Origin of the sequence: Pseudomonas sp. 14P_8.1_Bac3 (assembly GCF_025466085.1) — a bacterium.
In the GTDB taxonomy this organism is placed as follows: Bacteria; Pseudomonadota; Gammaproteobacteria; order Pseudomonadales; family Pseudomonadaceae; genus Aquipseudomonas.
This window is the reverse complement of sequence record NZ_JANLOD010000052.1, coordinates 57,941-84,611: the sequence shown is the minus strand read 5'-3', so window position 1 is coordinate 84,611 and position 26,671 is coordinate 57,941. Positions and strand designations below refer to the sequence as shown.

Genomic DNA, 26,671 nt, shown 5'->3' with positions numbered 1-26,671 from the left:
ATCGTCCGGCGCGCATCCTGTGGGAGCTTTCGGGCGCCTCAGTTGTTGAGTTCCAGCTGCCCGTCCCAACCGCCACCCAACGCCGCGATCAGCTGCACGCTGGCAATCAAACGACTTTGCAACAGGTCCAGCATGCTGCGTTCGTTGTTCAGCGCCGTGGCCTGGACCACGACTACGTCCAGGTAGGCAATCAACCCGGCCTTGTACTGATTCTGCGTCAGGCGCAGTGACTCGCGCGCGGCATCGAGCGCCTGTTGCCGCACTCCGGATTCGTTTTCCAGGACCTTGAGCTGGACCAGGTAGTTCTCCACCTCGCGGAACCCGTCGAGCACCGTCTGGCGGTACTTGGCCACGGTTTCGTCGTAGGCCGCTTCGCTGCGGTCGACCTCCGCCGAGCGCTGACCGCCGTCGAACAGGGTCATCGCCAGTTGCGGGCCGACCGACCAGAAACGGTTAGGCACACTGAACCAGTTGGACGACGTGCTACTACTGTAACCGCCGTTCAGGCTCAGGGTCAGGTCCGGGTAATAAGCTGCCTTGGCCACGCCGATGTTGGCGTTAGCCGCCATCACCGAGCGTTCGGCGGAAGCAATGTCCGGACGACGTTCCAGCAACTGCGACGGCAGGTTCAACGGCACGTCAGGCAACACCGGAATATTGCTCGTTTCCGCGAGGCTGAATTCGGCGGGCGTCAGGCCGATCAGCACGGCGATGGCGTTCTCGAACTGGGCGCGCTGCCAGATCAGGTCCACCATGTCGGCTTCGGTGCTTTTGAGCTGGGTTTGTGCCTGAGCCACCGCATCCTTACCGGAAACGCCGGCGCGGTATTGGTTCTCGGTCATTTTCAGCGAGCGCTGATAGGCTTCGACCGTCGCCTGCAGCAGACGCTTCTGCTCATCGATCACGCGTAATTGCAGGTAGTTCTGCACCAGCTCCGACTGCTGGCTCAAGCGCATCGCCGCCAGATCGGCAAAGCTCGCCTCGGCGTTGGCGGTGTCGGCTTCCAGCCCACGGCGTAATTTGCCCCAGACATCGGCTTCCCAACTGACCCCAGCCTGGGCGGTGTAAGTATCGCGAATACCGCTGGAGGAGCTGCTCAGGCTCGAACTGCTGCTGCCGGTGCCCTGGCTGGAACGGTTTTTCCCGACGGTCAGGTCCACGGTCGGGAAAAACGCGCCGCGCGCACTCCGCACCAACGCCTGGGCCTGACGGTATTGGGCTTCGGATTGAGCGACGGTCTGGTTGGCGCTGTTGAGTTTCTCGATCAGGCCGTTGAGTTGCGGGTCGCCGTACAGCTCCCACCAGGCGCCACGGGCCAGGGAATCGCTGGGATTGGCCTGGCGCCAACCGGTCGCTTCCTTGTACTGCACCGGCGTGGCGGCGGCCGGGCGCTGGTAATCCGGGCCGATGGCGCAGGCGCTGAGCAGCGCCACGCACAGTGACAGGCTCAACAAACGCGAGCCCCGTGCCGTGATCAGCGGTGCGGACAGGTTGATAAGCGAACGGTCAGTCATAGCGGAGTTTCCAGAGCAGCATCGGTACGCACCCCACGCCAGCGGTTGAAGCGATGGCGCAGTTTGTCGAGATAGAGGTAAACCACCGGGGTGGTGTAAAGGGTCAGCACCTGGCTGAAGATCAGCCCGCCGATGATGGTCAGGCCCAGCGGCTGGCGCATTTCCGCACCTTCGGCCCGACTCAGCAGCAACGGCAAGGCCCCGAGGATCGCCGCCAGCGTGGTCATCAGAATCGGCCGCAGACGCTGCAGGCAGGCGCTGCGAATCGACTCCAACGGCCCAAGGCCCTGATGCCGTTCGAGCTGTAACGCGAGGTCGATCATCAGAATGGCATTTTTCTTCACCACCCCGATCAGCAGGAACAGCCCCAGCAGCGAGATCAGGCTGAACTCACCGCCCAGCGCATAGATCGACAGCAACGCGCCGACCCCGGCCGAGGGCAAGGTCGAGAGAATGGTCAGCGGATGAATGTAGCTTTCATACAGCACGCCAAGCACCAGATACACCGCCACCAGCGCGCCGAGGATCATGAACGGCTGGCTTTTCTGGGTCGCGGCAAAGGCGTCGGCGGTGCCGGCCATTTTCACGATCACGTCCTCTGGCATGCCGAGCCGGGCAATCGCCCGCTCGATGGCCGCCGTGCCCTGCTCCACCGTCACGCCTTCGGCCATGTCGAAGGAAATGCTCTCGGACGCGAACTGGCCCTCGTGGCTGACGCGATCGTCTTCCAGGCTGTTTTCGTAATGGGCAATGGTCGACAGCGGGATCCGTGCGCCATCGGCGGTGATCACCTGCACCTGCTTGAGGGTAATCGGATCCTGGGCGTATTTCGGATTGACCTCCATCACCACCTGATACTGGTTGAGGCTGTCGTAGATCGTCGAAATCTGCCGCTGACTGTAGGCGTTGTTCAGCACCGCGGTGACCATGTCCATGTCGACGCCCAGGCGCTTGGCCTGATCGCGGTCGACGATCAACGTCACCTGCTGCGCGCCACGACCTTCACGGGCGTCAATCGCGGTCAGCTCCGGCAACGCCTTGAGGGCCGCCACCACTTTCGGATACCACACGCGCAACTCGCCCAGGTCGGCGCTTTGCAGGATGTAGGAATACTGCGACGTGGTCTGCTCTCGCCCACCGCCAAATTGCAGGTCCTGGTCCGCCATCAGCATCAGTTGGGCACCGGCAACCTTGGGCATTTCCTTGCGCAAGCGCTCGATGACTTTTTGCGCGGAAACACCCCGATCCTTGATCGGCTTCAGGCGCACCAGCATGAAGGCATTATTGGTACCGTTGGTGCCACCGATAAAGCCAGCGACGCTCTCCACCGCATCGTCCTTGAGGACGGCGCGGCGGAAAGTTTCCATTTTCGGTTGCATCACGCTGAACGACAGACCGTCGTCACCGCGCACGAAGCCGATGAGCTGGCCGGTGTCCTGCTGCGGCATAAAGGTTTTAGGAACAACTACATACAGCGCAATGTTAACGCCGACTGTGACGATCAAACTAAGTAGAGTCAGGCGACGATGACGCAGGACCCAGTCGAGGCTGGTGGCGTATTTGCCGACCATCCAGTCGTTGGCCCGACGACTTGCGCGTTGCAGACGGTTTTCCTGACCCGGTGTATGCGGCTTGAGCCAGCGCGCGCAGAGCATGGGCGTGAGGGTCAGCGAAACCACCAGCGAGACCACGATGGACGCCGCCAGGGTGATGGAAAACTCACGGAACAGACTTTCGATGATCCCGCCCATGAACAGGATCGACAGGAATACGGCCACCAGCGAGACGTTCATCGACAGCAGCGTGAAGCCAACCTCCTGGGCGCCGAGGTACGCGGCCTTCATCGGCGGTACGCCTTCGTCGATGTGCCGGGAAATGTTCTCCAGCACCACGATGGCATCGTCCACCACCAGCCCGGTGGCCAGAATCAGTGCCATCAGTGACAGGTTGTTCAGGGAAAACCCGTACAGGTACATCACCGCAAAGGTGCCGACCAGCGACACCGGCACCGCCAGGGTCGGGATCAGCGAGGCGCGGAAGTTACCGAGAAACAGGAAAACCACCAGAATCACCAGCGCCACCGCGATCAGCAGAGTCATTTCCGCTTCGTGCAGCGTCGCCTTGATCACCGGAGAGCGGTCCATGGCCAGGTTCAGCTTGACGCTGGCCGGCAGCACCGCTTGCAAGGCCGGGAGCTGCGCCTTGATTTCATTGACCGTCTCGATGATGTTGGCGCCGGCCTGACGGTTGATCACCAGCAAAACCGCCGCGTCATCATTGAAGAAGCCGCTGTTGTAACGGTCCTCGACGCCGTCGCTGACCTTGGCCACGTCCTTCAGGCGCAGGGCCGCGCCGTCCGCGTAGTGGATGATCAACGACTCGTAGTCCTTGGCTTTTTCCAACTGATCGTTGGCCTGGACCTGCCACAACCGCTGACCGTCCTCGACCGAGCCCTTGGGCCGACGCACGTTGGCGTTGGCGATGGTGTTGCGCACGTCGTCCAGCGCCACGCCGTACTGGTTCAGCGCCTGCGGTTCGAGTTCGATACGCACTGCCGGCAACGAGCTGCCGCCGATCTGCACCTCACCCACGCCCTGCACCTGGGACAGGCTCTGGGACAGGATCGTCGAGGCCAGGTCGTAGAGTTGACCCTTTTCCAGCACGTCCGAGGTCAGCGACAGCACCATGATCGGCGCCTGAGAGGGGTTGACCTTTTTGTAGGTGGGCATGCTGCGCATCCCGCTCGGCAGCAGGTTACGCGAGGCGTTGATCGCCGCTTGCACTTCCCGCGCCGCGCCGTTGATGTCGCGGTCGAGGTCGAACTGCAAAATCACCCGGGTCGATCCCTGACTCGAACGGCTGCTCATGGTGTTGACCCCGGCGATGGCGCCGAAGGAACGTTCGAGCGGCGTGGCCACGGTCGAGGCCATCACCTCCGGACTGGCCCCGGGCAAACTGGCCTGGACCACGATCACCGGAAAGTCCATTTGCGGCAGCGGCGACACCGGCAGCAGGCCGAAGCTCACACCGCCCAGCAGCATGATCGCCAGGCTCAGCAACATAGTCGCGACCGGGCGCTTGATGAAAGGTCCGGAGAGGTTCATGGCTGCTCGACCACTTCCACCGACTCGGATTTATGGCCCCAGCGCCGGCCAAGACGGTCGAAGTACAAGTAAATCACCGGTGTGGTGAACAGCGTCAGCACCTGGCTCACCAGCAAGCCGCCGACCATCACCAGTCCCAACGGCTGACGCAACTCAGCGCCGGATCCGGTCGCCAGCATCAACGGCACCGCACCAAACAACGCCGCCAGCGTGGTCATCAGGATTGGCCGGAAACGCAGGAGTGCCGCCTGATAGATCGCCGTTTCCGGGTCTACGCCCTGATTGCGCTCGGCATCGAGGGCGAAGTCGATCATCATGATCGCGTTCTTTTTTACGATGCCGATCAACAGAATGATGCCGATGATCGCGATCATTCCCAGGTCGTTGCCGCTCAACAGCAGCGCCAGCAAGGCGCCGACTGCCGCGGATGGCAAGGTCGAAAGAATGGTGATCGGGTGGATGTAGCTCTCATAGAGCACGCCGAGCACGATGTACATGGTCACCACCGCCGCCAGAATCAGCAGCAAGGTGCTCGACAACGATGCCTGGAACGCTTCGGCCGCGCCCTGGAACTGGGTCTGCACGCCGATCGGCATGCCGATGTCTTTCTGCACCTGTTCGATGATATCGACCGCATGCCCCAGCGCCACGCCCGGCGCGAGGTTGAAGGACATCATCACCGCCGGGAACTGGCCGATGTGGGTGATCGCCAGTTGCGCCTGGCGTTCCTCGATGTGCGCCAGGCTGGACAGGCGCACCTGCCCGCCATCGGTGGTCTTGACGTGAATCTGGTTCAGCGCGTCCGGGCCGATTTTTTCGCCGGACTGCGATTGCAGCACCACGCGGTACTGGCTGGCCTGGGTGTAGATCGTGGAAATCTGCCGTTGACCAAAGGCGTCGTACAGGGCGTCGGTAATGTTCGACACCGAGACACCGACCCGCGAGGCGGCATCACGATCGATCACCAGATAGACCTGCAAGCCCTTGTCCTGCAAATCACTGGCGACATCGGTCAGTTCCGGCCGTTGGGCAAGCGCTTCGACCAGACGTCCGCTCCACAGGTTGAGCAAGTCGGAATCCGGCGACGACATGCTGAATTGATACTGGGTGCGACTGACCCGGTCTTCGATGGTGAGATCCTGCACCGGCTGCATGAACAGGCGAATCCCAACCAGCTTGTCCAATTCCGGTTGCAGGCGGGTAATGACCTCGGTCGCACTCAGGTCACGGGCGCTGTGGGATTTGAGGTTGATCAGTAGCCGACCGCTGTTGAGCGTCGAGTTGTCGCCGTCGACACCGATGTAGGACGACAGGCTCTCCACGGCTGGATCGGCGAGGATGACTTTGGCCAGTTCCTGCTGCCGCTCGCTCATCGCTGCAAAGGAAATCGACTGCGGCGCCTCGGAGATGCCCTGGATGACCCCGGTGTCCTGCACCGGGAAAAAGCCCTTGGGCACCACCATGTAGAGGAACACAGTCAACGCCAGGGTGCCGATGGCCACTAGCAACGTCAGTGGTTGATGCTTGAGAACCCACTTTAACTTGCGCCCGTAAGCCGCGATCATCCAGTCAATTGTTGCGCCACTGGCGCGATAAAAACGGCCTTGTTCTTCTTCCTTGGGCTCACGTTTCAACAGCCGCGCGCACATCATCGGCGTCAGGGTCAGGGAGACCACCAGGGAAATCAGGATCGCCACCGCCAGGGTAATGGCAAACTCGCGGAACAGGCGCCCTACTACGTCGGCCATGAACAGCAGCGGAATCAGCACCGCAATCAGCGAAAGGGTCAGGGAAATCAACGTGAAGCCGATCTGCTTGGCGCCTTTGAGTGCCGCGTTCAGCGGACTGTCGCCCTCTTCGATGTAGCGGGAAATGTTCTCCAGCATGACGATCGCATCGTCCACCACGAAACCGGTGGCAATGGTCAGGGCCATCAGGGTCAGGTTGTTGACCGAGAAGCCGGCAAGGTACATCACGCCGAAGGTGCCGATCAGCGACAGCGGCACGGCCACCGACGGAATGATCGTCGCACTGGCGCGACGCAGAAACAGGAACGTCACCATGACCACCAAGGCGATGGCGATCAGCAATTCATGCTGCACGTCGGTGACGGAGGCGCGGATGGTCTGGGTGCGGTCGGTCAGCACCGTGACATTCAGGCCCGCTGGCAAGTTGTCAGTGATGCTCGGCAGCAACGCCTTGATCCGGTCGACCACCTCGATGACGTTGGCCCCGGGTTGACGCTGAATGTTCAGCAGCACGGCCTGGTTTTCATTGGCCCAGGCCGCGAGGCGTTCGTTTTCGGCGCCGTCGACGATTTCCGCCACGTCCTTGAGGCGCAACGGTGCGCCATTGGCGTAGGCCAGGATCAGGTTGGCGTAATCCTTGGGTGAAGTCAGCTGATCGTTGGCATCGAGCATCGAGACCCGGGTCGGGCCGTCGAAGTTGCCCTTGGGCTGGTTGACGTTCGAGGCGCCAATCAGCGTGCGCACGTCCGACAGGTTCAGGCCGTTGGCCGCGAGGGCCTCCGGGTTGACCTTGATCCGCACCGCCTGACGCTGGCCGCCGGCGATGCTGACCATGCCGACGCCGCTGATCTGGGCGATTTTCTGCGCCATGCGCGTATCGACCAGGTCATTGAGTTTGGGCAATAACATGGTCTTGGAGGTAATCGCCAGGGTCAGCACCGGCGTGTCCGCCGGGTTGACCTTGTTGTACACCGGCGGTGCCGGCAGGTCCTTGGGCAGCAGGTTGGTCGCGGCGTTGATCGCGGCTTGCACCTGCTGCTCGGCGACATCCATGTTGATATCGAGGCTGAAACGCAGGGTCAGCACCGACGCGCCGCCGGAACTGGTCGAGGCCATCTGGGTCAGGCCGGGCATTTGCCCGAACTGGCGCTCAAGGGGCGCGGTCACGGCGCTGGTCATGACGTCCGGACTCGCGCCGGGATAGAGCGTCATTACGCGAATGGTCGGGTAGTCGACCTGGGGCAACGCCGACACCGGCAGCAGCCGATAGGCGATCACGCCGGCCAGAACGATGGCCAGCATGCTCAGGGTCGTGGCGACCGGGCGAAGGATGAACAGCCGCGAGAGATTCATGCGCCGCCCTTTTTCGCCTTGTCGGTGGTTGCCGGTTCAGTGGTGCCGGCCGCCGATTTGCCCTGCAGGTGGCCGGTCGGCGTGGTCGGTACATCCTTGGTGTCGTTGACCACTTCCACTTCGCTGCCTTCCTTCAGGCGGTCGGTGCCTTCCAGGACGACGCGGTCGCCGGCGGCCAGGCCTTCGGTGACCACGGTGTTTTCACCATCGCTGGCGCCGACTTTCAATTGACGGATCACGACCTTCTTGTCGCCGTCCATCGCATAGACAAAGGTGCCGTTGGTACCGAACTGGATGGCGGCCGACGGCGCGAGCACCACGTTTTTCAGGGTGTCGGCCAGCAGGTGCACGTTGACGAACTGGTTGGGGAACAGCGCCTGATCGCGGTTCTCATAGCGTGCCTTGAATTTCAAGGTACCTGTGGTGACGTCGATCTGGTTGTCGAGGCTTTGCAATACGCCGGTGGCCTGGATTTTGGTGTCGCCGCGATCCCAGGCTTCAGCAGGAAGCCTGGCGCCCGTGCGATAGCGGGCCAGGACCACGTCGAGGCTGTTCTCCGGCAAGGTGAAGGCGACGCTGATCGGCTGGGTCTGGGTGATGATCGCCAGCGCGGTGGTGTCATTGGCGGCGACCAGGTTACCGACATCGAGTTGACGCAAACCGACACGGCCGGCAATCGGCGCGCGGATCTTGGTGAATTCGAGATTGAGCTTGGCGTCGTTGACCGCCGCCTGATTGGTCTTGACCGTGCCCTGATACTGGCCCACCAGCGCTTCGGCGGTGTCCAGGGTCTGCTTGGCGATACTGTCTTCCTTGAACAGCCCGCGATAACGCTCGACATCGACCTGGGCGTTTTTCAGTTGCGCCTGGTTCTGCAACAAGGTGCCTTCGGCTTGGAGCAAGGCGTTCTGGTAAGGGCGCGGGTCGATTTCCGCCAGAAGGTCGCCGGCCTTGACCATCTGCCCCTCTTCGAACGATACCTTGACCAGTTCACCGCCGACCCGGCTGCGCACATTGATTGTATTCAGCGCCGTTACCGTGCCCAGCGCCCGGTAATACAGCGGGAAGTCACCCTTGACCGCCGGTGCCACACGTACCGGAACCGGCCCGGTTGAGCCACCGAAACCAGGACGCATCCCCCCCGACTTGCCCGTGTGCCCGGTCACGGCTTTTTGCCCTGCGGCTTCTTTTGGCGTGGTGCTGCCGGGCCAGAATTTCCAGCACAGGCCAGCGATGACCAACAGGATCAGCAGGCCGAACAGCCAGCGACGGGGACTACGGGAAGCGGAGGATTGCATTGAATGATCAACCATTGGGCGCGTGGGCTTCTTCTACGGAGGCTGAACGATAAGCACTGGCGAGTAATTAGCAAAGCGCCTTTACCGGCAATTTACCTTCGGCTTACGTAACAGGAGATTTATCTAAGAGACTGAAGAACAAATGAAAACGGCCTGAACAAGGACAGGCCGTTAACATTGTAAAACCGTACTTATTTCAGAACGGCAAGTGCAGCTTCGTAGTTCGGTTCTTGTCCGATTTCACTGACCAGTTCGCTGTGCAGCACGGTGTCGTTTTCATCCAGAACCACGACAGCGCGTGCAGTCAGGCCTTTGAGTGGGCCGTCCGCAATGGCCACACCGTAGTTCTCGATGAACTCGGCGCCGCGCAGAGTCGACAGGTTCTGCACATTGTCCAGACCTTCGGCGCCGCAGAAACGGGCCTGGGCGAATGGCAGGTCGGCGGAGATGCACAGCACTACGGTGTTGGCCACGTCGTTGGCCTGGGCGTTGAACTTGCGAACCGAGGTTGCGCAGGTCGGGGTATCAACGCTTGGGAAGATGTTCAGCACTTTGCGCTTGCCGGCGAAGTTCGCCAGGGTCACGTCGGACAGGTTGCCGGCAACCAGGGAAAAGGCTGGTGCCTTGGAACCGGCTTGTGGCAATTGGCCGTTGACTTGAACCGGGTTGCCTTTAAGAGTGACTTGAGCCATGAACGGAGTCCTTCTGAACGTTGTTGTAGAAAGGGTGAAGAGGCAGAAGTTAACCACGAAACGCTCCGGCGACCTATGGGCGGACACAAATTGTGAACAGTCGCCGCAGACCTGCGGTGATATTTAAATCACCGCAACATGTCGAATTGGCTAATCACCAATCGACCATACAGTGAATCATTCCAATCCAGCGGAGAGACCACCATGCGTTTCATGATCATCATCAAAGCCAGCGCCGATTCCGAGGCCGGCGTCATGCCCAGCGAAGAGCTGCTGACGGCGATGGGCAACTACAACGAAGAGCTGGCCAAGGCCGGGATCCTGCTTGCGGGCGAAGGCCTGCACCCTAGCAGTAAAGGGGCCCGCGTGCGCTTTTCCGGCGACAAGCGCTCGGTCATCGACGGCCCGTTCGCCGAAACCAAGGAGCTGATCGCCGGGTTCTGGCTGTGGCAGGTTAAGTCCAAGGATGAAGCCATCGACTGGGTCAAGCGCTGCCCGAACCCGATGCCGGGCACCGAATCCGAGATCGAAATCCGCCAGGTGTTTGAACTGGACGATTTTGGTGCCGAGCTCACGCCAGAGTTGCGGGAGCAGGAAGAGCGGGCGTTTGGAAAGAGAGGCTGACCTTCCCAGATCGGTTGGCGCAAGCGCGGTGCGATCACGTCTGCATCGGACGTGATCGCCCGATTGATGGATCAAACCGAAGATTCACGTTCATTGCTGAGCACGACGTAAAGCGGATCAAGCCCTGAGCTTGCAGGAAACACCACGATGTAGTCATCAGGCTCGACGTTTTGCCCATCACCGGAAACAACTTCAATTGCCGGCACCGGTGACGAATATATATGGCCCAAACGTTTTGACCGCGCCGGGGCGTCCGGAACATGGCTTTCCTGACTAAGTGTTGATTTGAGTTCCATTGGGTTCTTCCTTGAATCTCTTTTACAAACCGTCGAGGACAATGGCACCTGCCCGGTTCTGAGCACGTGCGGTCAAGTTGTCAACGAGATGGATTATTCCGGTTTGAAGCCGGGCTTGTTATCGGCTGCACGCCATTCTTTGACGGTCTTCAAGATGCCTTCGGGGCTGTCTTCCTGACCTTCCTTTGGGTAGAAGATGACATCTGAGCGGTCCGGGTGTTCCGTTATGAGTTCGAAGTGCGAAAGAAGATGGTCCAGATATGCCTCCAGCGCTTTTCCCTTCAACCCCGCGGGATAATCGGTAAATCCTTGTAAGAAGGATAAAAACTCCGATTCAGTATAGTTTTCCAGCTTCTCTTTAAAGATCATGATTCCTTCCTTGTGCAGCTGTATAGGCAATCTGTAATGAAACAGGCGCCCCCATCTCCACGCGCAGCTTCACCCAACCACACCTCTGAAACTGCCCGCCCTGCCTCGGCTGTGACACCTGGATCATCCCGCCGATCACGAAACAACGCATCCGGCGAAGGCAGCTCCATGTCCCCCGGAAACCTGGGAATACTCGCACTACTCTCCCCCTCGTCAACAGCCGGAAACGTCTGGTTTGGCGGTAGGACGGGGACGGCGGGGCTGCCGGGATAAATCAACGGATCGGTGGGCGTGATCGGCGAAGTCGTCGAGCCAATATGCTCGCTGCCCGGTGGAACCAAAGGCTTCCAACTGCTGGCCGGCGGGATGGGCCAAGGGACAACCGCAGGGACTATCCCCAACCATCCTTCTGTGCTGTTCGGCGCCTTGATGCTGATTTTGTCGAGGTTAAAAGGATCAGGTGCGGTACATAGTTATCGCATACCGATTTCAACGAATCGCGCCCACCCTCGGCGCAGGAAATGATCGAAATACCAACGAGTTAACGCTTTCGACTGGCGAACCCCACATGAGCTGCTAAGTTCTACAGACGTGTCCTACAGGCTTGATAGGAAAGAGATTACGGAGTAACGGCCGCCAAGTGCCGAGTATGCCAATGAGCCACCAAGGAAACGGGGAATCATGTCAAAACATTCGGGAGCGAACGCCTTCTTGCTGGCGGCTTCAATAACGTCTGCCGTTTGTGCCCATGCGGACAACGCCGACACTGCCAACAAAAGTAACAACCCGCTGAACCTCGCACCGGGGATGAACCTGCAGGACTACTACACCCCGAAACTTTACGACTCCAACGCCCACACCAACGACTTGCTGGTCCGCGGCACGCTGCCGATCGCGCCCAATGACTTCATTGGCGTTCCGCAATTGCTGCGTGCGACCGTGCCCATGAGCACCCGCCCCGACCCGCACGGGGGGTACAGCACCGGATTGGGCGACCTGAACCTGTTCGATATCTTCCTGCTCAAGACCGATGGCGTGCAGCTCGGCATCGGTCCGCAGATCACCGCGCCTACCGCCGACAAGGACGAACTCGGTACCGGCAAATGGCAAGCAGGGCTGGCGGCGGTGGCGATTGATTCTTCGCCCCGTGGTTTGCTCGGGGCCCTGGTGCAATACCAGAGCTCTTTCGCCGGCGACAGCGATCGGGTGCATGTGGAAACGGCCACCCTCCAACCCTTCATCATTCATAACCTCGATAAAGGCTGGTACTTGCGGTCCACGGGGACCTGGACTTTCGACCTGAAGAACGACACCCACTACATCCCCCTCGGTTTGGGTGGCGGCAAAGTGTGGAAATCCGGCTCCAATATCCTCAACGCCTTTATCGAGCCGCAGTGGACCGTCGAGCGCAAAGGCGATGGCCTGCCGCAGTTCACGCTGTTCGCCGGGATCAACGTCACGTTTGGCAAATAAGGATTCGCTATGCACGGTGCAATTCGCGCAGCCGGTTTCAGCCTGATGAGCATGTTTGTCAGCTGCGGCGTCGGGGCGCAGGAGCTCGATACACGTATCGGCCAGATCTCGATGGAAGGCGAACTGCCGGCCCACGACGCCATTCCGACACTGTATGCCGAGCTGGATTTCCAGCAGGCTACCCAGAGTTATCTGTGGGCGTTGCCGCTGGTGTCCTACGCCCAGTGGCAGGCAGAATTTCGTGACAAGCTCGGCGCCAAAAGCGGCGACCTGATGGTGCTCGACACTTACGAAGACAAACTCGGCGTGATCACCGCCAACGCCACCACCCCTTACATTCTCGGCTTCGTCGACCTCAATGAGACCGGTCCGCTGGTGATCGAACTGCCGCCCGGCCCGACTGCGGGAGGCGTCGGCGATTTCTGGCAGAGGGCGATCATCGACATGGGCCAGACCGGCCCGGACAAAGGCAAGGGCGGCAAGTACCTGGTGCTGCCACCGGGAGCGGAACCACCGGCCGACGCCGGCAAGTACTACCTGGCCAAATCGGAAACCATGAACGTGCTGGTGGGTTTCCGCGTCCTCGACCCAGACCCGGCGAAAGGCAAGGCGCTGGTCGAGCAATTCAAGATGTACCCGTACGCCAAACGCGCCACGCCGGATAAAACCCGGCTGCTTTCCCCCGGCGGCAAAGCCTGGTCAGGCACCCAGCCACGCGGCCTCGCGTACTGGGAGCGTTTGCACCAGATCATCCAGAAAGAGCCGGTCAATGAACGCGATCGCTTCTACATGGCCATGCTCGCCAGCCTGGGCATCGAGAAGGACAAGCCGTTCAATCCCAACGACAACCAGCGCAAGGCACTGGAACAAGGGGCGCAGGTGGGCGAACTGATCGCCAAGGCCAACACCTTCGCCAAGCGTTTCCCCGACTCGCAGTATTGGAAAGACCGCCAGTGGGACACGGTATTGAACATCAGCGAACCATCGCAGCGCGTGGCCTATTACGACCAGTTATGGGAGCGCAGCGCCTGGTTCTACGAAGCCGTCACCAATACCAAGGGCATGGTCTCCAAAACACCTGGCCTGGGCCAGACCTACCTGGGCGCCTACACCGACGCCAAGGGTAACTGGCTCGACGGCGGCAAAAGCTATCGCCTGCACGTCGGCGCCAATCCCCCGGCCAAGCAGTTCTGGTCGATGACGGTGTATGACATCGACAGTCGCTGCCTGATCGACAACCCGCAACGCAAAGCCGATCTGTCGTCCCGCCAGGACCTGAAGAAAAACGCCGACGGCTCGGTGGACCTGTACTTCGGCCCGACCGCGCCTCAAGGCTTCGAAAACAACTGGGTACAAACCCTGCCGGGCAAACACTGGTTCAGCTACTTCCGCTTGTATGCGCCGACCGAAGCCTACTTTGACAAGAGCTGGAAACTCGACGACATCACGGCCGTGGAATGACGTCCAGGGATTGATAAGGAAGTTTTATGAATAACCGCTTGCTGCTCACTGCCCTCTCGCTCTCGCTGAGCACGAGCGTTTGGGCCGATTTCACCGCCACGCCAGAAGAAGCCCGGGGCATCGCCAAGGAAGCCTATTTGTATGGATATCCCGTGGTAGAGATGTACAAGACCCTCTATACCCAGGCGGTCGACAAGAAGAGTCCGAATTTCAAGGCGCCTTTTAACCAGATCGGCAATACCGCCAAAGCCTTTACCGCCAAGGACACCGCATTCGTCACGCCCAACGCCGACACACCCTATTCCTTCGTCTGGCTGGACCTGCGCGCCGAACCGGTGGTGCTGACCCTGCCGCCCATCGACGAGCACCGTTACTACTCGGTGCAACTGATCGATGCCTACACGCAGAACTTTGCCTACCTGGGCACCCGCAGCACCGGCAACAACGGTGGGCACTTCATGATTGCCGGGCCGAACTGGCAGGGGCAGCAGCCGATTGAAATCGACCGTTTGCTGCGCAGTGAAACCAACATTGCCTATGCGCTGTATCGCACGCAGTTGTTCGATGAAAAGGACCTGGGCAAGGTCAAGGAAATTCAGAAGGGCTACAAGGTCGAGCCACTGAGTCGCTATATCAAACAGAAGGCGCCGCCCGCCGCGCCGGCCATCGACTGGCCGAAACCGACGCCGACCATGAGCGACACCCCGGAGATGTTCCGCTACCTGAATTTCATGCTGTCGTTCGCCCCGGCCCAGGACGCGGAAAAGGACCTGCTGGCGCGCTTCGCCAAAATCGGTATCGAAGCCGGCAAGCCTTTCAAGCCCAACGAACTGCCGGCCAGCCAGCGCAAAGCCCTGGAGGACGGCATTGCCGACGCCAAGGCCGAATTCGCTCAGTTCAAGAAGGACAAGGTAGACACACATCAGGTCAGCAGTGGCGACCTGTTCGGCACCCGTGACCACCTCAACGGCAACTATTTGTACCGCTACGCCGGCGCCAATATGGGGATCTTCGGCAACTCCGCGGAAGAGGCGAATTACATCGGCTACTTCGTCGACAAGGACGGCCAGCCGGTTGATGCCTCGAAACACGACTACACCCTGCATTTCGACAAAGGCGCCCTGCCCCCGGCCGACGCGTTCTGGTCGCTGACGATGTACGACGGCAAGAACAAGTTGCTGGTCGCCAACCCGCTGAATCGCTACCTGATCAACTCGCGGATGCTGCCCGACCTCAAGCTCGACGCTGACGGTGGGCTGACCCTTTACGTACAGCGCAAAGCGCCGGCCAAGGACTTGCAGAGCAACTGGCTGCCGGCACCGAACGGGCCGTTCTACGGTGTCTTGCGCCTGTACCTGCCCAAACCGGAAGTCACCAGCGGCGAATGGAAAATGCCGTTGCTGACTCCGGTCACTTCACAAAAACCGTAAGCGGAGTCAGTGATGGTCAAGCCTTATGTTGTGCGTCCTTTACTGGCCCTGTGCGTGCTCGGCGGCAGTCCGGCGGTACTCGCCGCCGAGGGCGGTGTGGGCCGGCCGATCACCGGGCAACAGGTGTTTTCCAACGCCGGGGTCGTGCCGCCAGAGCCGGGCTGGGTCATGTCCTTTACCAGCATCTGGTACGACGGTGACCTGAAGGGCGGCAAGGGTGTGCCAATTGTTGGTGAAATCGGTGCGGATCTGGACATGAAGGTCTCCTACACCATGGCCAACTTCACCCACGTCTGGGACACCGGCAAAGGGCGCTGGAACTACGCGTCGGCCATCGGCGTACCGGTGCAGTACACCGACGTCAACATCAGTATCACCGGGCCACGCGGCCGGACCCTCGGCACCGAAGACAGCGGGACGCAATTCGCCGACATGCTGGTAACACCGATCGCCGCCGGCTATCACTTCGATCAGCTCAACCATATCTCGTTTTCCCTGCCGATCTACGTGCCGACCGGTGCCTATAACGATGATCGCCTGGCCAACCCCGGCCAGAATACCTACACCTTCATGCCCACCGTGGCGTTCACCCATCTGGATGGCAAGGGCGGTGAATTTACCTTGTCGAGCGGCCTGGAGTTCTACACCGAAAACGACGCAACGGATTATCGCAACGGCAACATTTTCACCCTCGATGCGCTATGGACCCACGGCTTTGGCAATGGCTGGAGCGCCGGGATTGTCGGTGGTTATGTTCAGCAGATCACGGACGACAAAGGCGATACCGCCGATGCACTCGGTGGCTTTCGCGGTCGCTCGGTGGGTGCCGGGCCGGTGATCGGCTGGGCAGGCAAGTTCAACGACGCTCAGGCCAGCGTCAGCGCCCGCTGGGTGCCGGAGTTCGACACCAAGAACCGTCCGGAAGGCAATGGTATTGCCATCAACCTGACGCTGGCGTTTTTCTAAGGAGCGACCAGGGATGGCCATCGGTTCCAGATTGACCTTATGCAGCGTGTTGTTCAGCGGAATCACCTGTGCCGCTGACTTGCCGGTGCTCGGTGGGACACCTGTGCAGCCCGTCACCAAGGGTGATCCCGAGACCTGTCACCGTCTGCAACAGGACTTTGACATCGACCTGAAAAAAGTCGTGGCCGCCGGTTGCGAGCCGTCCACCGAGCAAATCTCCAAACTGATGGATAACCCCGTAGGCAATCTGGTGCTGCTGTTCAACCAGTTCGACTACACCGCGCTCAAGGGGCCGCACAGCAACGGCACGCGCATGTTGGGCAAATACAGTTTCATGCCGACCTTCCCGATTTCCATTGGCGAGGACTGGAACCTGATCAACCGTCTGCCGATCAGCTACGTCAGCGCGCCGGTCAATCGTAAGGCCGGCAACCTGATCGGCATGGGCCCCAATGAATTGCTGCACGACCGCGGCGACTTCGCCTCGGTGGTACAAGACCCGTTTGACCGCACCAGCGGTTTCGGCGATCTGGCCTACGTCGGCGTATTTTCGCCCAAGGAACCGATTCGCTTCGCCGGGGGCGGCAAGATGGTCTGGGGCTTCGGCCCGACCGCGATGTTCCCCACGGCCGAAGAAGACGTGCTCGGCACCGGCAAATATTCCCTGGGCCCGGCCTTCGTCGCCGCGTACCTCGGCGAAGACTGGACCCTTGGCGTGTTCCCGCAGCATTGGTGGTCAGTGGGCGGCGACAGCAAACGCAAGGACGTCAGCCTGACCAACGTCCAGTACTTCATCCAGCGCAGCATCCCCGGCCCGGAACAATGGCGGGTCGGCATGACGCCCAACGTCACGGTCAATTGGAAGGCCGACGGTGGCAACAAGGTGACCTTCCCGATCGGCATCGGCGCCGGCCGGATCTTCAATTTTGGCAAGTTGCCGGTGCGGATTTCCGGGGAAATCCAGTACTCGGCGATTCATCCGGACGACCTGATCAGCAGCCGCTGGAATTTTCGCCTGTCATTCATTCCCGTCATTCCGACTTTCATGTTTTGAGCCAGGACTGCCCATGAGCGCACTCGACGACCTTAATGCCCTGCAAGCCAGCATCGCCGAGGCGGTGCTGGGCCAGGATCACGTCATCCGGCAGATCCTGCTCGGCCTCCTGGCCAATGGTCATTTGCTCCTGGAAAGCCTGCCCGGCCTGGCCAAGACCCGCACGGTCAAGGCGTTGGCCAAGCATCTGGACGCGAAGATGAGCCGCATCCAGTTCACCCCCGACCTGCTGCCGTCGGACATCACCGGCGCCGAGGTCCTGCACCAGATCGACGGCAGGAACGAGATCCGGTTCCAGCCCGGCCCGCTGTTCGGCAACCTGATCCTGGCCGACGAAATCAATCGCGCTCCGGCCAAGGTTCAGGCGGCGTTGCTTGAAGCCATGGAAGAGCGGCAAATCACCGTGGCCGGCAACAGCCATGTGCTGCCGGAGTTGTTCATCGTGGTAGCGACGCAAAACCCCATCGAACAGGAAGGCACGTACCCGCTGCCGGAAGCGCAGATGGACCGTTTCCTGATGAAGGTGCTGCTGGATTACCCGAGCGCGGAAAACGAGAGCCAGGTGCTGCGGCTGTTGCGCCAGGAAGAAGTGGCAGCGGGAGCCAAGACCGCAGCGGTGCAAGGTTTCGCCTTGTCGCAGGACGTGATTTTCGCCGCGCGCCGGCAAGTCAGCGCGATTCACGTGTCCCCGGCCATCGACCGCTACCTGATCGACCTGATCAACGCCACGCGCCACCCGGCCGACTACGACGCTGATTTGGGGCGCTGGATCGCGATTGGCGCCAGCCCTCGGGGCGGTATCGGCCTCGACCGCTGCGCCCGCGCCGATGCCTGGTTCCAGGGGCAGGATTTCGTCTCGCCAGACAATGTCCGCGCGGTGGTGCACCCGGTGCTGCGGCATCGTTTGCAACTGAGTTATGACGCGGTGGCGGATGGCGTGACGGCGGACCAGGTACTGGACCGATTGCTCGATAAAGTCGCCATTCCCGCATGAACGCGGACGGTCTGGTCTACGTCTCTCTGGCGCAATTGATGGCGCTGGAGTTCAAGGCCCGTGACCTGAGTTTTCTCGCGCGCCAGCCGCAAGGCAGCATCCTCGCCGGCAACCACGCCTCGCGGTTGCGCGGTCGTGGACTGAACTTCGATGAGCTGCGCCGCTATCAAGCGGGAGATGATTTGCGTCACCTCGATTGGCGCGCGTCGTTGCGCACCGGCAAACCGGTGGTGCGCACCTTTACCGAAGAGCGTGATCGGCCGGCGTTGATCCTCGTCGACCAGCGCATGTCGATGTTTTTCGGCTCACGCCGCAGCTTCAAATCCGCCCTGGCCGCCGAATTGGGCGCGCTGGCGGCATGGATGGTGTTCAGCGCGGGGGATCGGGTCGGCGGCCTGGTTTTCAACGACTCTCGCATCGACGCGATTGCCCCATTGCGCAGCCGCAAGCGGATCGAAGCGCTGTGCAGCCGTATCGTCCAGCAAAACCAGGCACTCAACGCCGCCAACCCGGATGCCGAGGGCGAAGACCAGCTCGACAAGGTTTTGCAGCATTGCCTGGCGGTGGCTGGCCACGATCATCTGATCTGCATCGTCAGCGACTTTGCCGGCGCGGGCGAACGTACCCTGCAATTGATGCGGCAACTGGCGGCACACAACGACGTGATTGCCATGCAAGTCTATGACCCGTTGGCGCTGAACCTGCCAAAAAACGGCCGCCTGCTGGTCACCCAAGGCCAGTTACAGGTGGAACTGGCGGTCGAGCAACGCAGCGTTCACCAACCCCTGGGTGATTTTCTCAGCGGTCGGCTCAAGGATGTCGCGACGTTGCTTCGCCGCAGCCAGGTGCCGTTGATGATGTTCAGCACCGCGACCGAGGCGCAGGAACAACTGCGCGCCGAACTGGGCAGAGGTCGGCGATGAATCCGACTATCCCGAGCATTGAGCAACTCAAGGAAATCGCCCTGCCCGCGCAGGTCAGTTATGCGCCGCAGACCTGGGGTTGGTGGGTGTTGCTTGGATTGTTGCTGGTGACGGCGTTGCTCGTCGCTGTCCGGCGCTACCGGCAATGGCGGCTCGACGCTTATCGGCGGGAAGCGTTGGCGCGGTTGGCCCAGTTGCAGAAGCGCAGCGATGACTTGAACGCACTTCGCGAATTGCCCGAGCTGCTCAAACGCACCGCCCTCTCCGCATGGAATACAAAACCTGTAAGAGCTGGCTTGCCGGCGCTGGCGGCCTTCCAATCGAAGAGTCAGTTGACTGAACCACCGCCATCGCCAGCAAGCTGGCTCCTACAGGGGCCAGCAGCGTTAGGAAGAGAGGATTGGCAAACGTTTCTGGAACGTCACAGCAGGCACCCATTGCCAGCGGACTTCAGCCAGCAACTGGCCCGACTCGCCTACGCCCCCGACGCCACCCTGCGCGCCATACCCACCGATCAACGCCAACAGCTGTTCGACACCTGCAAACACTGGGTGGAGCATCATCATGTGGCAGCTTGATTACCCCTGGCTGTTACTCCTGCTGCCGTTGCCTTGGCTGGGTTATCGCTACCTGCCTGATTACCGCGAAGCCCGCAGCGCCGTGCGCGTGCCGTTCTTCAGCGCGATGAGCCGCGCCGTCGGCCAGGCGCCGAGCGCCGCCGGCACACGCAGCAACCGCTGGCAGTTGCTGCTGAATGTGCTGGTGTGGGCCCTGGTTCTGCTGGCGGCGGCACGTCCGGTGTACGTGGAAAAGCCCATCGAGCGCCAGCAACCGGTGCGCGACCTGATGCTGGCCATCGACATTTCCCAGTCGATGGAAACCACCGATTTCACCGACGCCAACGGCCAGAAAATCAACCGTCTGGCTGCGGTCAAGGCAGTGGTTCACGGCTTCATCGACAAGCGTAAGGACGATCGTTTGGGCCTGATCGTGTTCGGCAGTGGCGCCTATCCGCAGGCACCGCTGACACTGGATCACGCCAGCCTGTCGCTGTTGCTCGACGACACCGGCATCGGCATGGCCGGACCCAACACGGCCATCGGCGACGCGATCGGCCTGAGCCTGAAGTTGCTGGATCAGGCCCATGAACAGGAAAAAGTGCTGATCCTGCTCACCGACGGCAACGACACCAGCAGCGCCATCACCCCGGATCACGCGGCGTCCATGGCCGCCGCCAAAGGCGTGGTGATTCACACCATCGGCATCGGCGACCCGACCGCCGAGGGTGAAGCCAAGGTCAACCTGCAAGGCTTGCAGCAGATCGCCCAGACCACCGGCGGCAAGTTCTTCCGCGCCGAAGACCGCACGGCACTGGATCAGGTCTACAGCACCCTCGACAAACTGACCCCGCACCAAGTGAAAACCCTCAGCCACCAGCCAAAACGGGACCTGTTCTGGTGGCCATTGGGCGCAGCCATCGCCTTGCTCGCGCTCTACCACGTCGGTGCCTTGCTCCGCCCACACCTGACACTCACGCGTCAGCGGCAGGAGGCCTGAGATGGAAATCAACCTCAGCGACCTGCATTTCCTGCGCCCGCTCTGGCTGTTGCTGCTGCCGCTCGGTGCCGCGCTGCCGTGGCTCTGGCGGCGCAGCCGGGATGTGCAGCGGCGCTTGCGCAGCAACATCGCCGAGCACTTGCTGCCGCACTTGCTGATTACGCCTCAGGATCAGCAGCGCTTGCGGCCGGTGCATCTGGTGTGTGCAGTGCTGATCCTGGGGGCTATCGCCGCGGCGGGGCCGACCTGGGAACAAGACCGCCCGGACTTCCTAGAGAATCGCGCGCCGCTGATCATTGCCATCGACCTGTCGCCGTCGATGGACGCCAGCGACGTACCACCGAGTCGCCTGGAAGCGGCCAAACACAAGCTGCACGAGCTGATCCAGCGTCGCGCCGGGGCCCACAACGCGCTGATCGCCTACGCGGGCAGCGCGCACCTGGTGTTGCCGCCGACCGACGACCCGGCGTTGCTCGACACCTTCATCCAGGCCCTGAGCACTGATCTGATCGGTAAGCCGGGGAAGAACGTCAGCGCGGTGATCGACGAAGCCAAGCGCCTGCTGACCGCTGAAAAAAACCCGGGCACCTTGCTGTTGATCACCGATGGGGCCGACACCGCGCAGCTCGGCGGCCTGCGCAAGCAATTGAATGACAGCGCGCTGCAAGTGCTGATCCTCGCCGTGGGCAACGAGGACGGCGGCATCGTCCGAGACGCCAGTGGCCAGCCACGCACCGACAGTAACGGCCGCCCTGCGCTCGGCAGTTTCGATCAGGCCGCGCTCAAGCAACTGGCTTCCGCCGTGGATGCGCCGCTCGGCAGCCTCACACTGAATGACGACGATCTGGATTGGGTTGAACTGCACGCCCAACAGCATTTTCAGGCCGCCAGTGACGAGCAGCGCGAGTTGCACTGGAAAGACGCCGGTTACTGGTTGTCCTGGCCGCTGTTGCTGATCGCGTTCTTCAGTGTGCGCAAAGGTTGGAGCCTGAACTGGACGCCCGCTGTGTTGTTGGCGCTGGGGATCGGCTGGCAACCGACCAACGCTGAAGCCAATGCCTTGACCGATGCTTTTTTCACCCCCGACCAGCAAGGTCGCTGGGCCTTCGAGCATGAGCATTTTCCGCAGGCCGCCGCCCTCTTCAGCGACCCGTACTGGAAAGGCATCGCCGCTTACAACGCCGCGGATTTCGACCTGGCGCTGGCGAGTTTCGCGCGGTTGGAAACGCCCCAGGCGTATTTCTATCTGGGCAACATTTATGTGCGGCGCTTCAAGTTCGATCAGGCCATCGCGGCGTACACCCAGGCGCTGAAGTTGCAGCCGCAGTTCCCGGAGGCCACCGCCAACCTGGCGCTGGCGATCGCCTTGCAGAAAGACACCGACAGCGCCGAACAGAACGCCCCGGAGGTCAAGCCCGACGAAATCAAAATGGACAAGGCACCGGGCAAGGGCCAGAGCAAGACGGTGGCGACCGAACAGGCGGCGTCGGATGCGTTGTGGTTGCAGAACCTGACGACATCGCCAGCGAAGTTCCTCAAGCAGAAGTTCAGCTTGCAGGATCAGACGGGCATGAAGCCATGATCCGTCTGATAGCGCGAGTGGCGACCTTCGCGAGCAAGCCCGCTCCCACAGGGGATTGGCGGCGCACACATCCCCCATGTGGGAGCGGGCTTGCCCGCGAAGAGGCCAGCCCAGCCAGCAAAATACTCTGGGCCCTGCTCTGCTGCCTGATCACCACAGCCACACTGGCCGCCGAACCCGACCTGCGAGTACAGGCCACCCTGCAACCCGCAGAATCCGTCAGGGTCGGCGGCATCCTCGAACTGCAACTCGACGTCCTCACCGACACCTGGTTCACCGACGCCCCCACCCTGCCCGACCTGAAACTCCCAGGCGCCCTGGTGTTGCCGCCCGACGGTCACGCCGAGCACATTAACCAGACGCTCGACGGCAAGTCCTTCAACGGCATGCGCTACAGCTACCGCATCACGCCGAATCTGGCCCGTGGCTTCGACATTCCGGCCCTGACGGTGCAGGCCACCCCCGGCCAGGCCAACACACCGCTGAGTGCGCAGAGCCAGCCGCTGCACTTCAGCGCCACGCAACCGCCCGGTTTCAAACCCGGAGAGGCTGTGCTGGTGGCCCAGGGGCTGCGCTTCAGCCAAACCGTCAGCCGTTCAGCGACGCCACTGAAGGTGGGCGACAGCCTCACCCGGCAACTGACCCTGCAGGCCGACAACGCCATGGCCATGGCGCTGCCCGTACCGCCGCTTGCGGAGGTCGCGGGACTGAGCCGTTATCCGCAAGCACCGCAAATCACCACCCTCGATGATGGCCGAGGGCATTTCACCGGCGGGCAACGCATCGACGCCGTGACCTACCGGATCGACACCGAAGGTCGCTACACCTTGCCGGCGATCGAACTGAAATGGTGGGATGTCAGTACGCAACAGGCGCGCACCGCCCAGGTCCCGGCAGTGACGTTCGACGCCGTAGCCAACAGCGCATACAAGCCGGTGTTCTCCGTCACCGAAGACCTGAAGCAACTCGGCCAGCAAGGCCGCGTACATCTGTCGGAACATTGGTTGCTTTGGGTGGCGCTGTTGGGGCTTGCAGGGTTAGCCATCGGCGTGGCGAAGCCTTTCGTGCATCGCGCATACCTTGCCGTGCAGGCCCGACGCCGAACCCGGCAAACCGCGTACCTGCAATCCGCCGACTACGCCTGGCGGCAGATTCCGCAACAAATCGAGGCAAGACCTGCGCAACTCAGCGCCCTGTACCTGTGGCTCAGACGCAGCCGCCTGGGCCTGAAACTGAGCGATCTCAGCCCGCGCCTGCAAGGGCTGTTACGCGCCTGTTACGGCCGCGAACCGACCGAAGATCAGGCGTTGCGTCAACTTCGGCAATCCTTGGCTACGCTGCATAGTCAGGCCGTTCGTCACAACACCGCACCCCGTTCAGCACTGCGACCCTTGAACCCCGTCCACGAGAAGGATTTCCCATGACGAACCCGCTATCGTTCAGTCACCGCTTCGGCCTGACCCTGCTTTTCGCCCTGGCCTTGCCGCTGCTGGCGCAGGCTAACGAACCCCTGGCCTCGTGGAACGATGGGCCGGCGAAAAAGCACATCATCGAATTCGTGCAGACGGTCACTGATCAATCCAGCAAAGATTTCGTCAAACCCGCTGACCGCATCGCCGTGTTCGATAACGACGGCACGTTGTGGAGCGAGCAGCCGATGTACTTCGAGTTGCTGTTTGCCCTCGACGAAGTCAAGCGCAACGCCCCGCAGCACCCGGAATGGAAAACCACCCAGCCGTTCAAGGCCGTGTTGGAAAACGATCACCAGGCGCTGGCCGCCAGCGGCATGGATGGCATCCTGAAAATCTTTGGTGCCACCCACACGGGCATGACCACCGACGCCTTCGACGACTACGCCAAGACCTGGCTGAGCCAGGCCAAACACCCGAAGACCGGCAGGCCGTACACCGAAATGATCTTCCAGCCGATGCTGGAAATGCTCGATTACCTGCGCAGCCAGGACTTCAAGACCTACATCGTCTCGGGCGGCGACACCGCGTTCATGCGCGCGTTTGCCGAGAAGGTCTACGGCATCCCTCCGGAACAGGTGATCGGCACCACCTTCGTCACGGCGTTCCAGTTCAAGGACGGCAAGGCTTCGATCGTGCGCACGCCAAAACTCGCGCATAACGACGACGGCCCGGGCAAACCGGAAAGCATCGATGCAGTGATCGGGCGTCGGCCGATCCTCGCCTTTGGCAACTCTGACGGTGACCTGCAAATGCTGCAATGGACCGCCGCCGGGCCGGGCAAGCGCTTCATGGGGCTGGTGCATCACACCGACGCCAAACGCGAGTGGGCCTATGACCGCAAGTCCGATATCGGTCGTCTGGACAAGGCCCTGGACGAAGCCAACAGCCGTGGCTGGACTGTCGTGGACATGGCGTCCGAGTGGCGCCGGATCTATCCGTTCGACGCCGCCACACCCGAGCAAGTGCAATAAGCAACAGCGCGTTACGCAGGACAGCAAATCAACGTTTGTCGCACCACGCGACACCCGCTTAAAAGGAGCAAGTCAGATGACTCGCATACGCAAGTGGCTACCGAAACTCGCCCTGGTGGCGGTTTCGGTCATGGCGATTTCGGCGACTGCCGGGGCCGCCGAAAAACCCAATATTCTCGTGATCTTCGGCGATGACATCGGCCAGACCAACATCAGCGCTTATTCCATGGGCGTGGTCGGGTACAAGACTCCCAACATCGACCGGATTGCCAAGGAAGGCATGATGTTCACCGACTATTACGCGGAGAACAGCTGCACCGCAGGACGTTCCTCCTTCATCACCGGCCAGACGCCATTGCGCACCGGCCTGTCGAAAGTCGGCATACCGGGCGCGCCGGTGGGCTTGCAAAAACGTGACATCACCATCGCCCAGGCGCTGAAGTCGCAGGGCTACGCGACAGGCCAGTTCGGCAAGAACCACCTCGGCGACCGCGATGAATACCTGCCGACCAACCATGGCTTCGACGAGTTCTTCGGCAACCTCTATCACCTCAATGCCGAGGAAGAGCCCGAGCGTCCGTACTGGCCCAAGGACGACCAGGCTTTCACCAAGGCCAACACCCCGCGTGGCGTGATCCACAGCTTCGCCGACGGCAAGATCGAGGACACCGGCGCGCTGACCACCAAACGCATGGAAACCATCGACGACGAAACCACCGCCGCGGCGCAAGCGTTCATCGAGAAACAGGCCAAGGCGGACAAACCGTTCTTCGTCTGGATGAACACCACACGCATGCACCTGTTCACCCACGTGCGCGATTCGATGAAGGGCCAGAGCGGCATGCCCGGTAACGAGTATGCGGACGGGATGCTGGAGCATGATGCTGACGTCGGCAAACTGCTCAAGACGCTCGACGACCTGAAAATCGCCGACAACACCATCGTCGTCTACACCACCGACAACGGCCCGAACCAGTTCTCCTGGCCGGACGCGGCGACCACGCCGTTCCGCAACGAGAAGAACTCCAACTGGGAAGGCGCGTATCGCGTGCCGGCGATCGTGCGCTGGCCGGGCAAGATCAAGGCCGGTGAAGTGTCCAACGAGCTGTTCTCGGGCATGGACTGGTTCCCGACGCTGCTCGCCGCTGCAGGCGATGCCGACGTGAAAGACAAGCTGCTCAAAGGCTGGGCGCCGACATCCGGTGGCACCAACTTCAAGGTGCACCTGGACGGCTATAACCAGCTGCCTTACCTGACCGGCCAACAACCTAAAGGCGAGCGCAAGGAGTTCTACTACTTCAACGACGACGGCGTGCTGGTGTCGATGCGCTTCGACAATTGGAAAGTGGTGTTCTGCGAACAGCGCCAGCCGGGTGGTTTCAGGGTGTGGAGCGAACCGTTCGTGTGCCTGCGGGTGCCGAAAATCCTCAACCTGAGGATGGATCCGTACGAACGGGCCGACGTGGTTTCGGATCAGTTCTACGACTGGAATACCAAGAACGTTTACCTCGCCGGTGTCGCGGTAACCAAATCGGCAGAGTTCCTGCAAACCTTCATCGAATATCCGCCAAGTCAGAAACCGGCCAGCTTCAGCATCGACCAGATCCGTGCTGCGGTAGATGCCAAAATCGCCGAAAAAATGAAAGCGGCACCCGCTGCACAGTAAGACCGCGAGACCGCCGCTCGCCCTCACCGGCGAGCGGCCCTGTTTCCCACGTGTTACGTACCCTCTGTAGGAGCCGGCTTGCTGGCGATGGCGGTGGGTCAGGTCACTGATTTATCGACTGGCA

General features: G+C 61.2%; 21 protein-coding genes. 14 read left to right on the top strand and 7 right to left on the bottom strand.

Annotated elements, in window-relative coordinates:
• Window positions 1-38: 38 nt before the first annotated feature.
• The 5 genes from NTD84_RS17200 to tpx form a co-directional block, all read right to left on the bottom strand.
• A complete protein-coding gene (locus tag NTD84_RS17200; RefSeq protein WP_262167695.1) occupies window positions 39-1,514 on the bottom strand; it encodes an efflux transporter outer membrane subunit in 1,476 nt (491 codons plus the stop codon).
• Window positions 1,511-4,618, bottom strand: a complete 3,108-nt coding sequence (locus NTD84_RS17195; RefSeq protein ID WP_262167692.1) for an efflux RND transporter permease subunit — start codon at window positions 4,616-4,618, stop codon at window positions 1,511-1,513. Before NTD84_RS17195 ends, NTD84_RS17200 begins: the two co-directional genes overlap by 4 nt.
• On the bottom strand, window positions 4,615-7,719 hold the full coding sequence (locus NTD84_RS17190; protein WP_262167690.1) for an MdtB/MuxB family multidrug efflux RND transporter permease subunit: 3,105 nt from the start codon (window positions 7,717-7,719) through the stop codon (window positions 4,615-4,617). The genes NTD84_RS17195 and NTD84_RS17190 overlap by 4 nt, the downstream gene beginning before the upstream one ends.
• Window positions 7,716-9,032 (bottom strand): MdtA/MuxA family multidrug efflux RND transporter periplasmic adaptor subunit, encoded by a 1,317-nt coding sequence (locus tag NTD84_RS17185; RefSeq protein ID WP_262167687.1) that lies wholly within the window; start codon window positions 9,030-9,032, stop codon window positions 7,716-7,718. Before NTD84_RS17185 ends, NTD84_RS17190 begins: the two co-directional genes overlap by 4 nt.
• A 176-nt stretch (window positions 9,033-9,208) precedes the next feature.
• A complete protein-coding gene (tpx, locus tag NTD84_RS17180) occupies window positions 9,209-9,709 on the bottom strand; it encodes a thiol peroxidase (RefSeq protein ID WP_262167685.1) in 501 nt (166 codons plus the stop codon).
• A gap of 204 nt (window positions 9,710-9,913) precedes the next feature.
• Between tpx and NTD84_RS17175 the strand changes: the two genes are divergently transcribed.
• Window positions 9,914-10,333: a YciI family protein gene (locus NTD84_RS17175; RefSeq protein ID WP_262167682.1), complete on the top strand. Its 420-nt coding sequence runs from the start codon at window positions 9,914-9,916 to the stop codon at window positions 10,331-10,333.
• Between the two features lie 71 nt (window positions 10,334-10,404).
• On the opposite strand, the gene NTD84_RS17170 is transcribed toward NTD84_RS17175, so the two are convergent.
• The gene (locus NTD84_RS17170; RefSeq protein ID WP_262167680.1) at window positions 10,405-10,629 is read right to left on the bottom strand and encodes an S-type pyocin domain-containing protein; all 225 of its coding nucleotides are present in this window, start codon (window positions 10,627-10,629) and stop codon (window positions 10,405-10,407) included.
• Window positions 10,630-10,722: 93 nt separating this feature from the next.
• Window positions 10,723-10,998, bottom strand: coding sequence for a bacteriocin immunity protein (locus tag NTD84_RS17165; RefSeq protein ID WP_262167677.1), 276 nt, complete (start codon window positions 10,996-10,998; stop codon window positions 10,723-10,725).
• Between the two features lie 681 nt (window positions 10,999-11,679).
• Between NTD84_RS17165 and NTD84_RS17155 the strand changes: the two genes are divergently transcribed.
• From NTD84_RS17155 to NTD84_RS17095, 13 genes are all read left to right on the top strand, one after another.
• Window positions 11,680-12,471, top strand: coding sequence for a hypothetical protein (locus NTD84_RS17155; protein WP_262167674.1), 792 nt, complete (start codon window positions 11,680-11,682; stop codon window positions 12,469-12,471).
• 9 nt (window positions 12,472-12,480) lie between these two features.
• Complete coding sequence (locus NTD84_RS17150) at window positions 12,481-13,932, top strand: DUF1254 domain-containing protein (protein WP_262167672.1); 1,452 nt, start codon at window positions 12,481-12,483, stop codon at window positions 13,930-13,932.
• A gap of 26 nt (window positions 13,933-13,958) precedes the next feature.
• Window positions 13,959-15,362, top strand: coding sequence for a DUF1254 domain-containing protein (locus NTD84_RS17145; RefSeq protein WP_262167670.1), 1,404 nt, complete (start codon window positions 13,959-13,961; stop codon window positions 15,360-15,362).
• Between the two features lie 12 nt (window positions 15,363-15,374).
• Window positions 15,375-16,328, top strand: a complete 954-nt coding sequence (locus NTD84_RS17140; RefSeq protein WP_262167668.1) for a transporter — start codon at window positions 15,375-15,377, stop codon at window positions 16,326-16,328.
• A 13-nt stretch (window positions 16,329-16,341) separates the two neighbouring features.
• The gene (locus tag NTD84_RS17135; protein WP_262167665.1) at window positions 16,342-17,382 is read left to right on the top strand and encodes a hypothetical protein; all 1,041 of its coding nucleotides are present in this window, start codon (window positions 16,342-16,344) and stop codon (window positions 17,380-17,382) included.
• Between the two features lie 13 nt (window positions 17,383-17,395).
• Window positions 17,396-18,376, top strand: coding sequence for an AAA family ATPase (locus NTD84_RS17130; RefSeq protein WP_262167663.1), 981 nt, complete (start codon window positions 17,396-17,398; stop codon window positions 18,374-18,376).
• The gene (locus NTD84_RS17125; protein ID WP_262167661.1) at window positions 18,373-19,299 is read left to right on the top strand and encodes a DUF58 domain-containing protein; all 927 of its coding nucleotides are present in this window, start codon (window positions 18,373-18,375) and stop codon (window positions 19,297-19,299) included. The genes NTD84_RS17130 and NTD84_RS17125 overlap by 4 nt, the downstream gene beginning before the upstream one ends.
• The gene (locus NTD84_RS17120; RefSeq protein WP_262167660.1) at window positions 19,296-19,877 is read left to right on the top strand and encodes a DUF4381 domain-containing protein; all 582 of its coding nucleotides are present in this window, start codon (window positions 19,296-19,298) and stop codon (window positions 19,875-19,877) included. Before NTD84_RS17125 ends, NTD84_RS17120 begins: the two co-directional genes overlap by 4 nt.
• A complete protein-coding gene (locus tag NTD84_RS17115) occupies window positions 19,864-20,856 on the top strand; it encodes a vWA domain-containing protein (protein WP_262167657.1) in 993 nt (330 codons plus the stop codon). The genes NTD84_RS17120 and NTD84_RS17115 overlap by 14 nt, the downstream gene beginning before the upstream one ends.
• 1 nt (window position 20,857) lies before the next feature.
• On the top strand, window positions 20,858-22,438 hold the full coding sequence (locus NTD84_RS17110; protein ID WP_262167656.1) for a VWA domain-containing protein: 1,581 nt from the start codon (window positions 20,858-20,860) through the stop codon (window positions 22,436-22,438).
• A complete protein-coding gene (locus tag NTD84_RS17105) occupies window positions 22,435-23,862 on the top strand; it encodes a hypothetical protein (protein WP_262167655.1) in 1,428 nt (475 codons plus the stop codon). The genes NTD84_RS17110 and NTD84_RS17105 overlap by 4 nt, the downstream gene beginning before the upstream one ends.
• Entirely contained in the window at window positions 23,859-24,881 is a 1,023-nt protein-coding gene (locus NTD84_RS17100; protein WP_262167654.1) for an HAD family hydrolase, read from the top strand. Before NTD84_RS17105 ends, NTD84_RS17100 begins: the two co-directional genes overlap by 4 nt.
• 76 nt (window positions 24,882-24,957) lie before the next feature.
• Entirely contained in the window at window positions 24,958-26,547 is a 1,590-nt protein-coding gene (locus tag NTD84_RS17095; protein ID WP_262167653.1) for an arylsulfatase, read from the top strand.
• The last annotated feature ends 124 nt before the right edge of the window (window positions 26,548-26,671 follow it).

What these genes read in the sequence shown, in the direction of transcription:
- NTD84_RS17200 (WP_262167695.1), bottom strand. Translation starts at nt 1,514, where the DNA reads ATGACTGACCGTTCGCTTATCAACCTGTCCGCACCGCTGATCACGGCA.
- tpx (WP_262167685.1), bottom strand. Translation starts at nt 9,709, where the DNA reads ATGGCTCAAGTCACTCTTAAAGGCAACCCGGTTCAAGTCAACGGCCAA.
- NTD84_RS17155 (WP_262167674.1), top strand. Translation starts at nt 11,680, where the DNA reads ATGTCAAAACATTCGGGAGCGAACGCCTTCTTGCTGGCGGCTTCAATA.
- NTD84_RS17165 (WP_262167677.1), bottom strand. Translation starts at nt 10,998, where the DNA reads ATGATCTTTAAAGAGAAGCTGGAAAACTATACTGAATCGGAGTTTTTA.
- NTD84_RS17190 (WP_262167690.1), bottom strand. Translation starts at nt 7,719, where the DNA reads ATGAATCTCTCGCGGCTGTTCATCCTTCGCCCGGTCGCCACGACCCTG.
- NTD84_RS17120 (WP_262167660.1), top strand. Translation starts at nt 19,296, where the DNA reads ATGAATCCGACTATCCCGAGCATTGAGCAACTCAAGGAAATCGCCCTG.
- NTD84_RS17130 (WP_262167663.1), top strand. Translation starts at nt 17,396, where the DNA reads ATGAGCGCACTCGACGACCTTAATGCCCTGCAAGCCAGCATCGCCGAG.
- NTD84_RS17100 (WP_262167654.1), top strand. Translation starts at nt 23,859, where the DNA reads ATGACGAACCCGCTATCGTTCAGTCACCGCTTCGGCCTGACCCTGCTT.
- NTD84_RS17195 (WP_262167692.1), bottom strand. Translation starts at nt 4,618, where the DNA reads ATGAACCTCTCCGGACCTTTCATCAAGCGCCCGGTCGCGACTATGTTG.
- NTD84_RS17170 (WP_262167680.1), bottom strand. Translation starts at nt 10,629, where the DNA reads ATGGAACTCAAATCAACACTTAGTCAGGAAAGCCATGTTCCGGACGCC.
- NTD84_RS17150 (WP_262167672.1), top strand. Translation starts at nt 12,481, where the DNA reads ATGCACGGTGCAATTCGCGCAGCCGGTTTCAGCCTGATGAGCATGTTT.
- NTD84_RS17110 (WP_262167656.1), top strand. Translation starts at nt 20,858, where the DNA reads ATGGAAATCAACCTCAGCGACCTGCATTTCCTGCGCCCGCTCTGGCTG.
- NTD84_RS17145 (WP_262167670.1), top strand. Translation starts at nt 13,959, where the DNA reads ATGAATAACCGCTTGCTGCTCACTGCCCTCTCGCTCTCGCTGAGCACG.
- NTD84_RS17105 (WP_262167655.1), top strand. Translation starts at nt 22,435, where the DNA reads ATGATCCGTCTGATAGCGCGAGTGGCGACCTTCGCGAGCAAGCCCGCT.
- NTD84_RS17125 (WP_262167661.1), top strand. Translation starts at nt 18,373, where the DNA reads ATGAACGCGGACGGTCTGGTCTACGTCTCTCTGGCGCAATTGATGGCG.
- NTD84_RS17115 (WP_262167657.1), top strand. Translation starts at nt 19,864, where the DNA reads ATGTGGCAGCTTGATTACCCCTGGCTGTTACTCCTGCTGCCGTTGCCT.
- NTD84_RS17175 (WP_262167682.1), top strand. Translation starts at nt 9,914, where the DNA reads ATGCGTTTCATGATCATCATCAAAGCCAGCGCCGATTCCGAGGCCGGC.
- NTD84_RS17185 (WP_262167687.1), bottom strand. Translation starts at nt 9,032, where the DNA reads ATGGTTGATCATTCAATGCAATCCTCCGCTTCCCGTAGTCCCCGTCGC.
- NTD84_RS17140 (WP_262167668.1), top strand. Translation starts at nt 15,375, where the DNA reads ATGGTCAAGCCTTATGTTGTGCGTCCTTTACTGGCCCTGTGCGTGCTC.
- NTD84_RS17095 (WP_262167653.1), top strand. Translation starts at nt 24,958, where the DNA reads ATGACTCGCATACGCAAGTGGCTACCGAAACTCGCCCTGGTGGCGGTT.
- NTD84_RS17135 (WP_262167665.1), top strand. Translation starts at nt 16,342, where the DNA reads ATGGCCATCGGTTCCAGATTGACCTTATGCAGCGTGTTGTTCAGCGGA.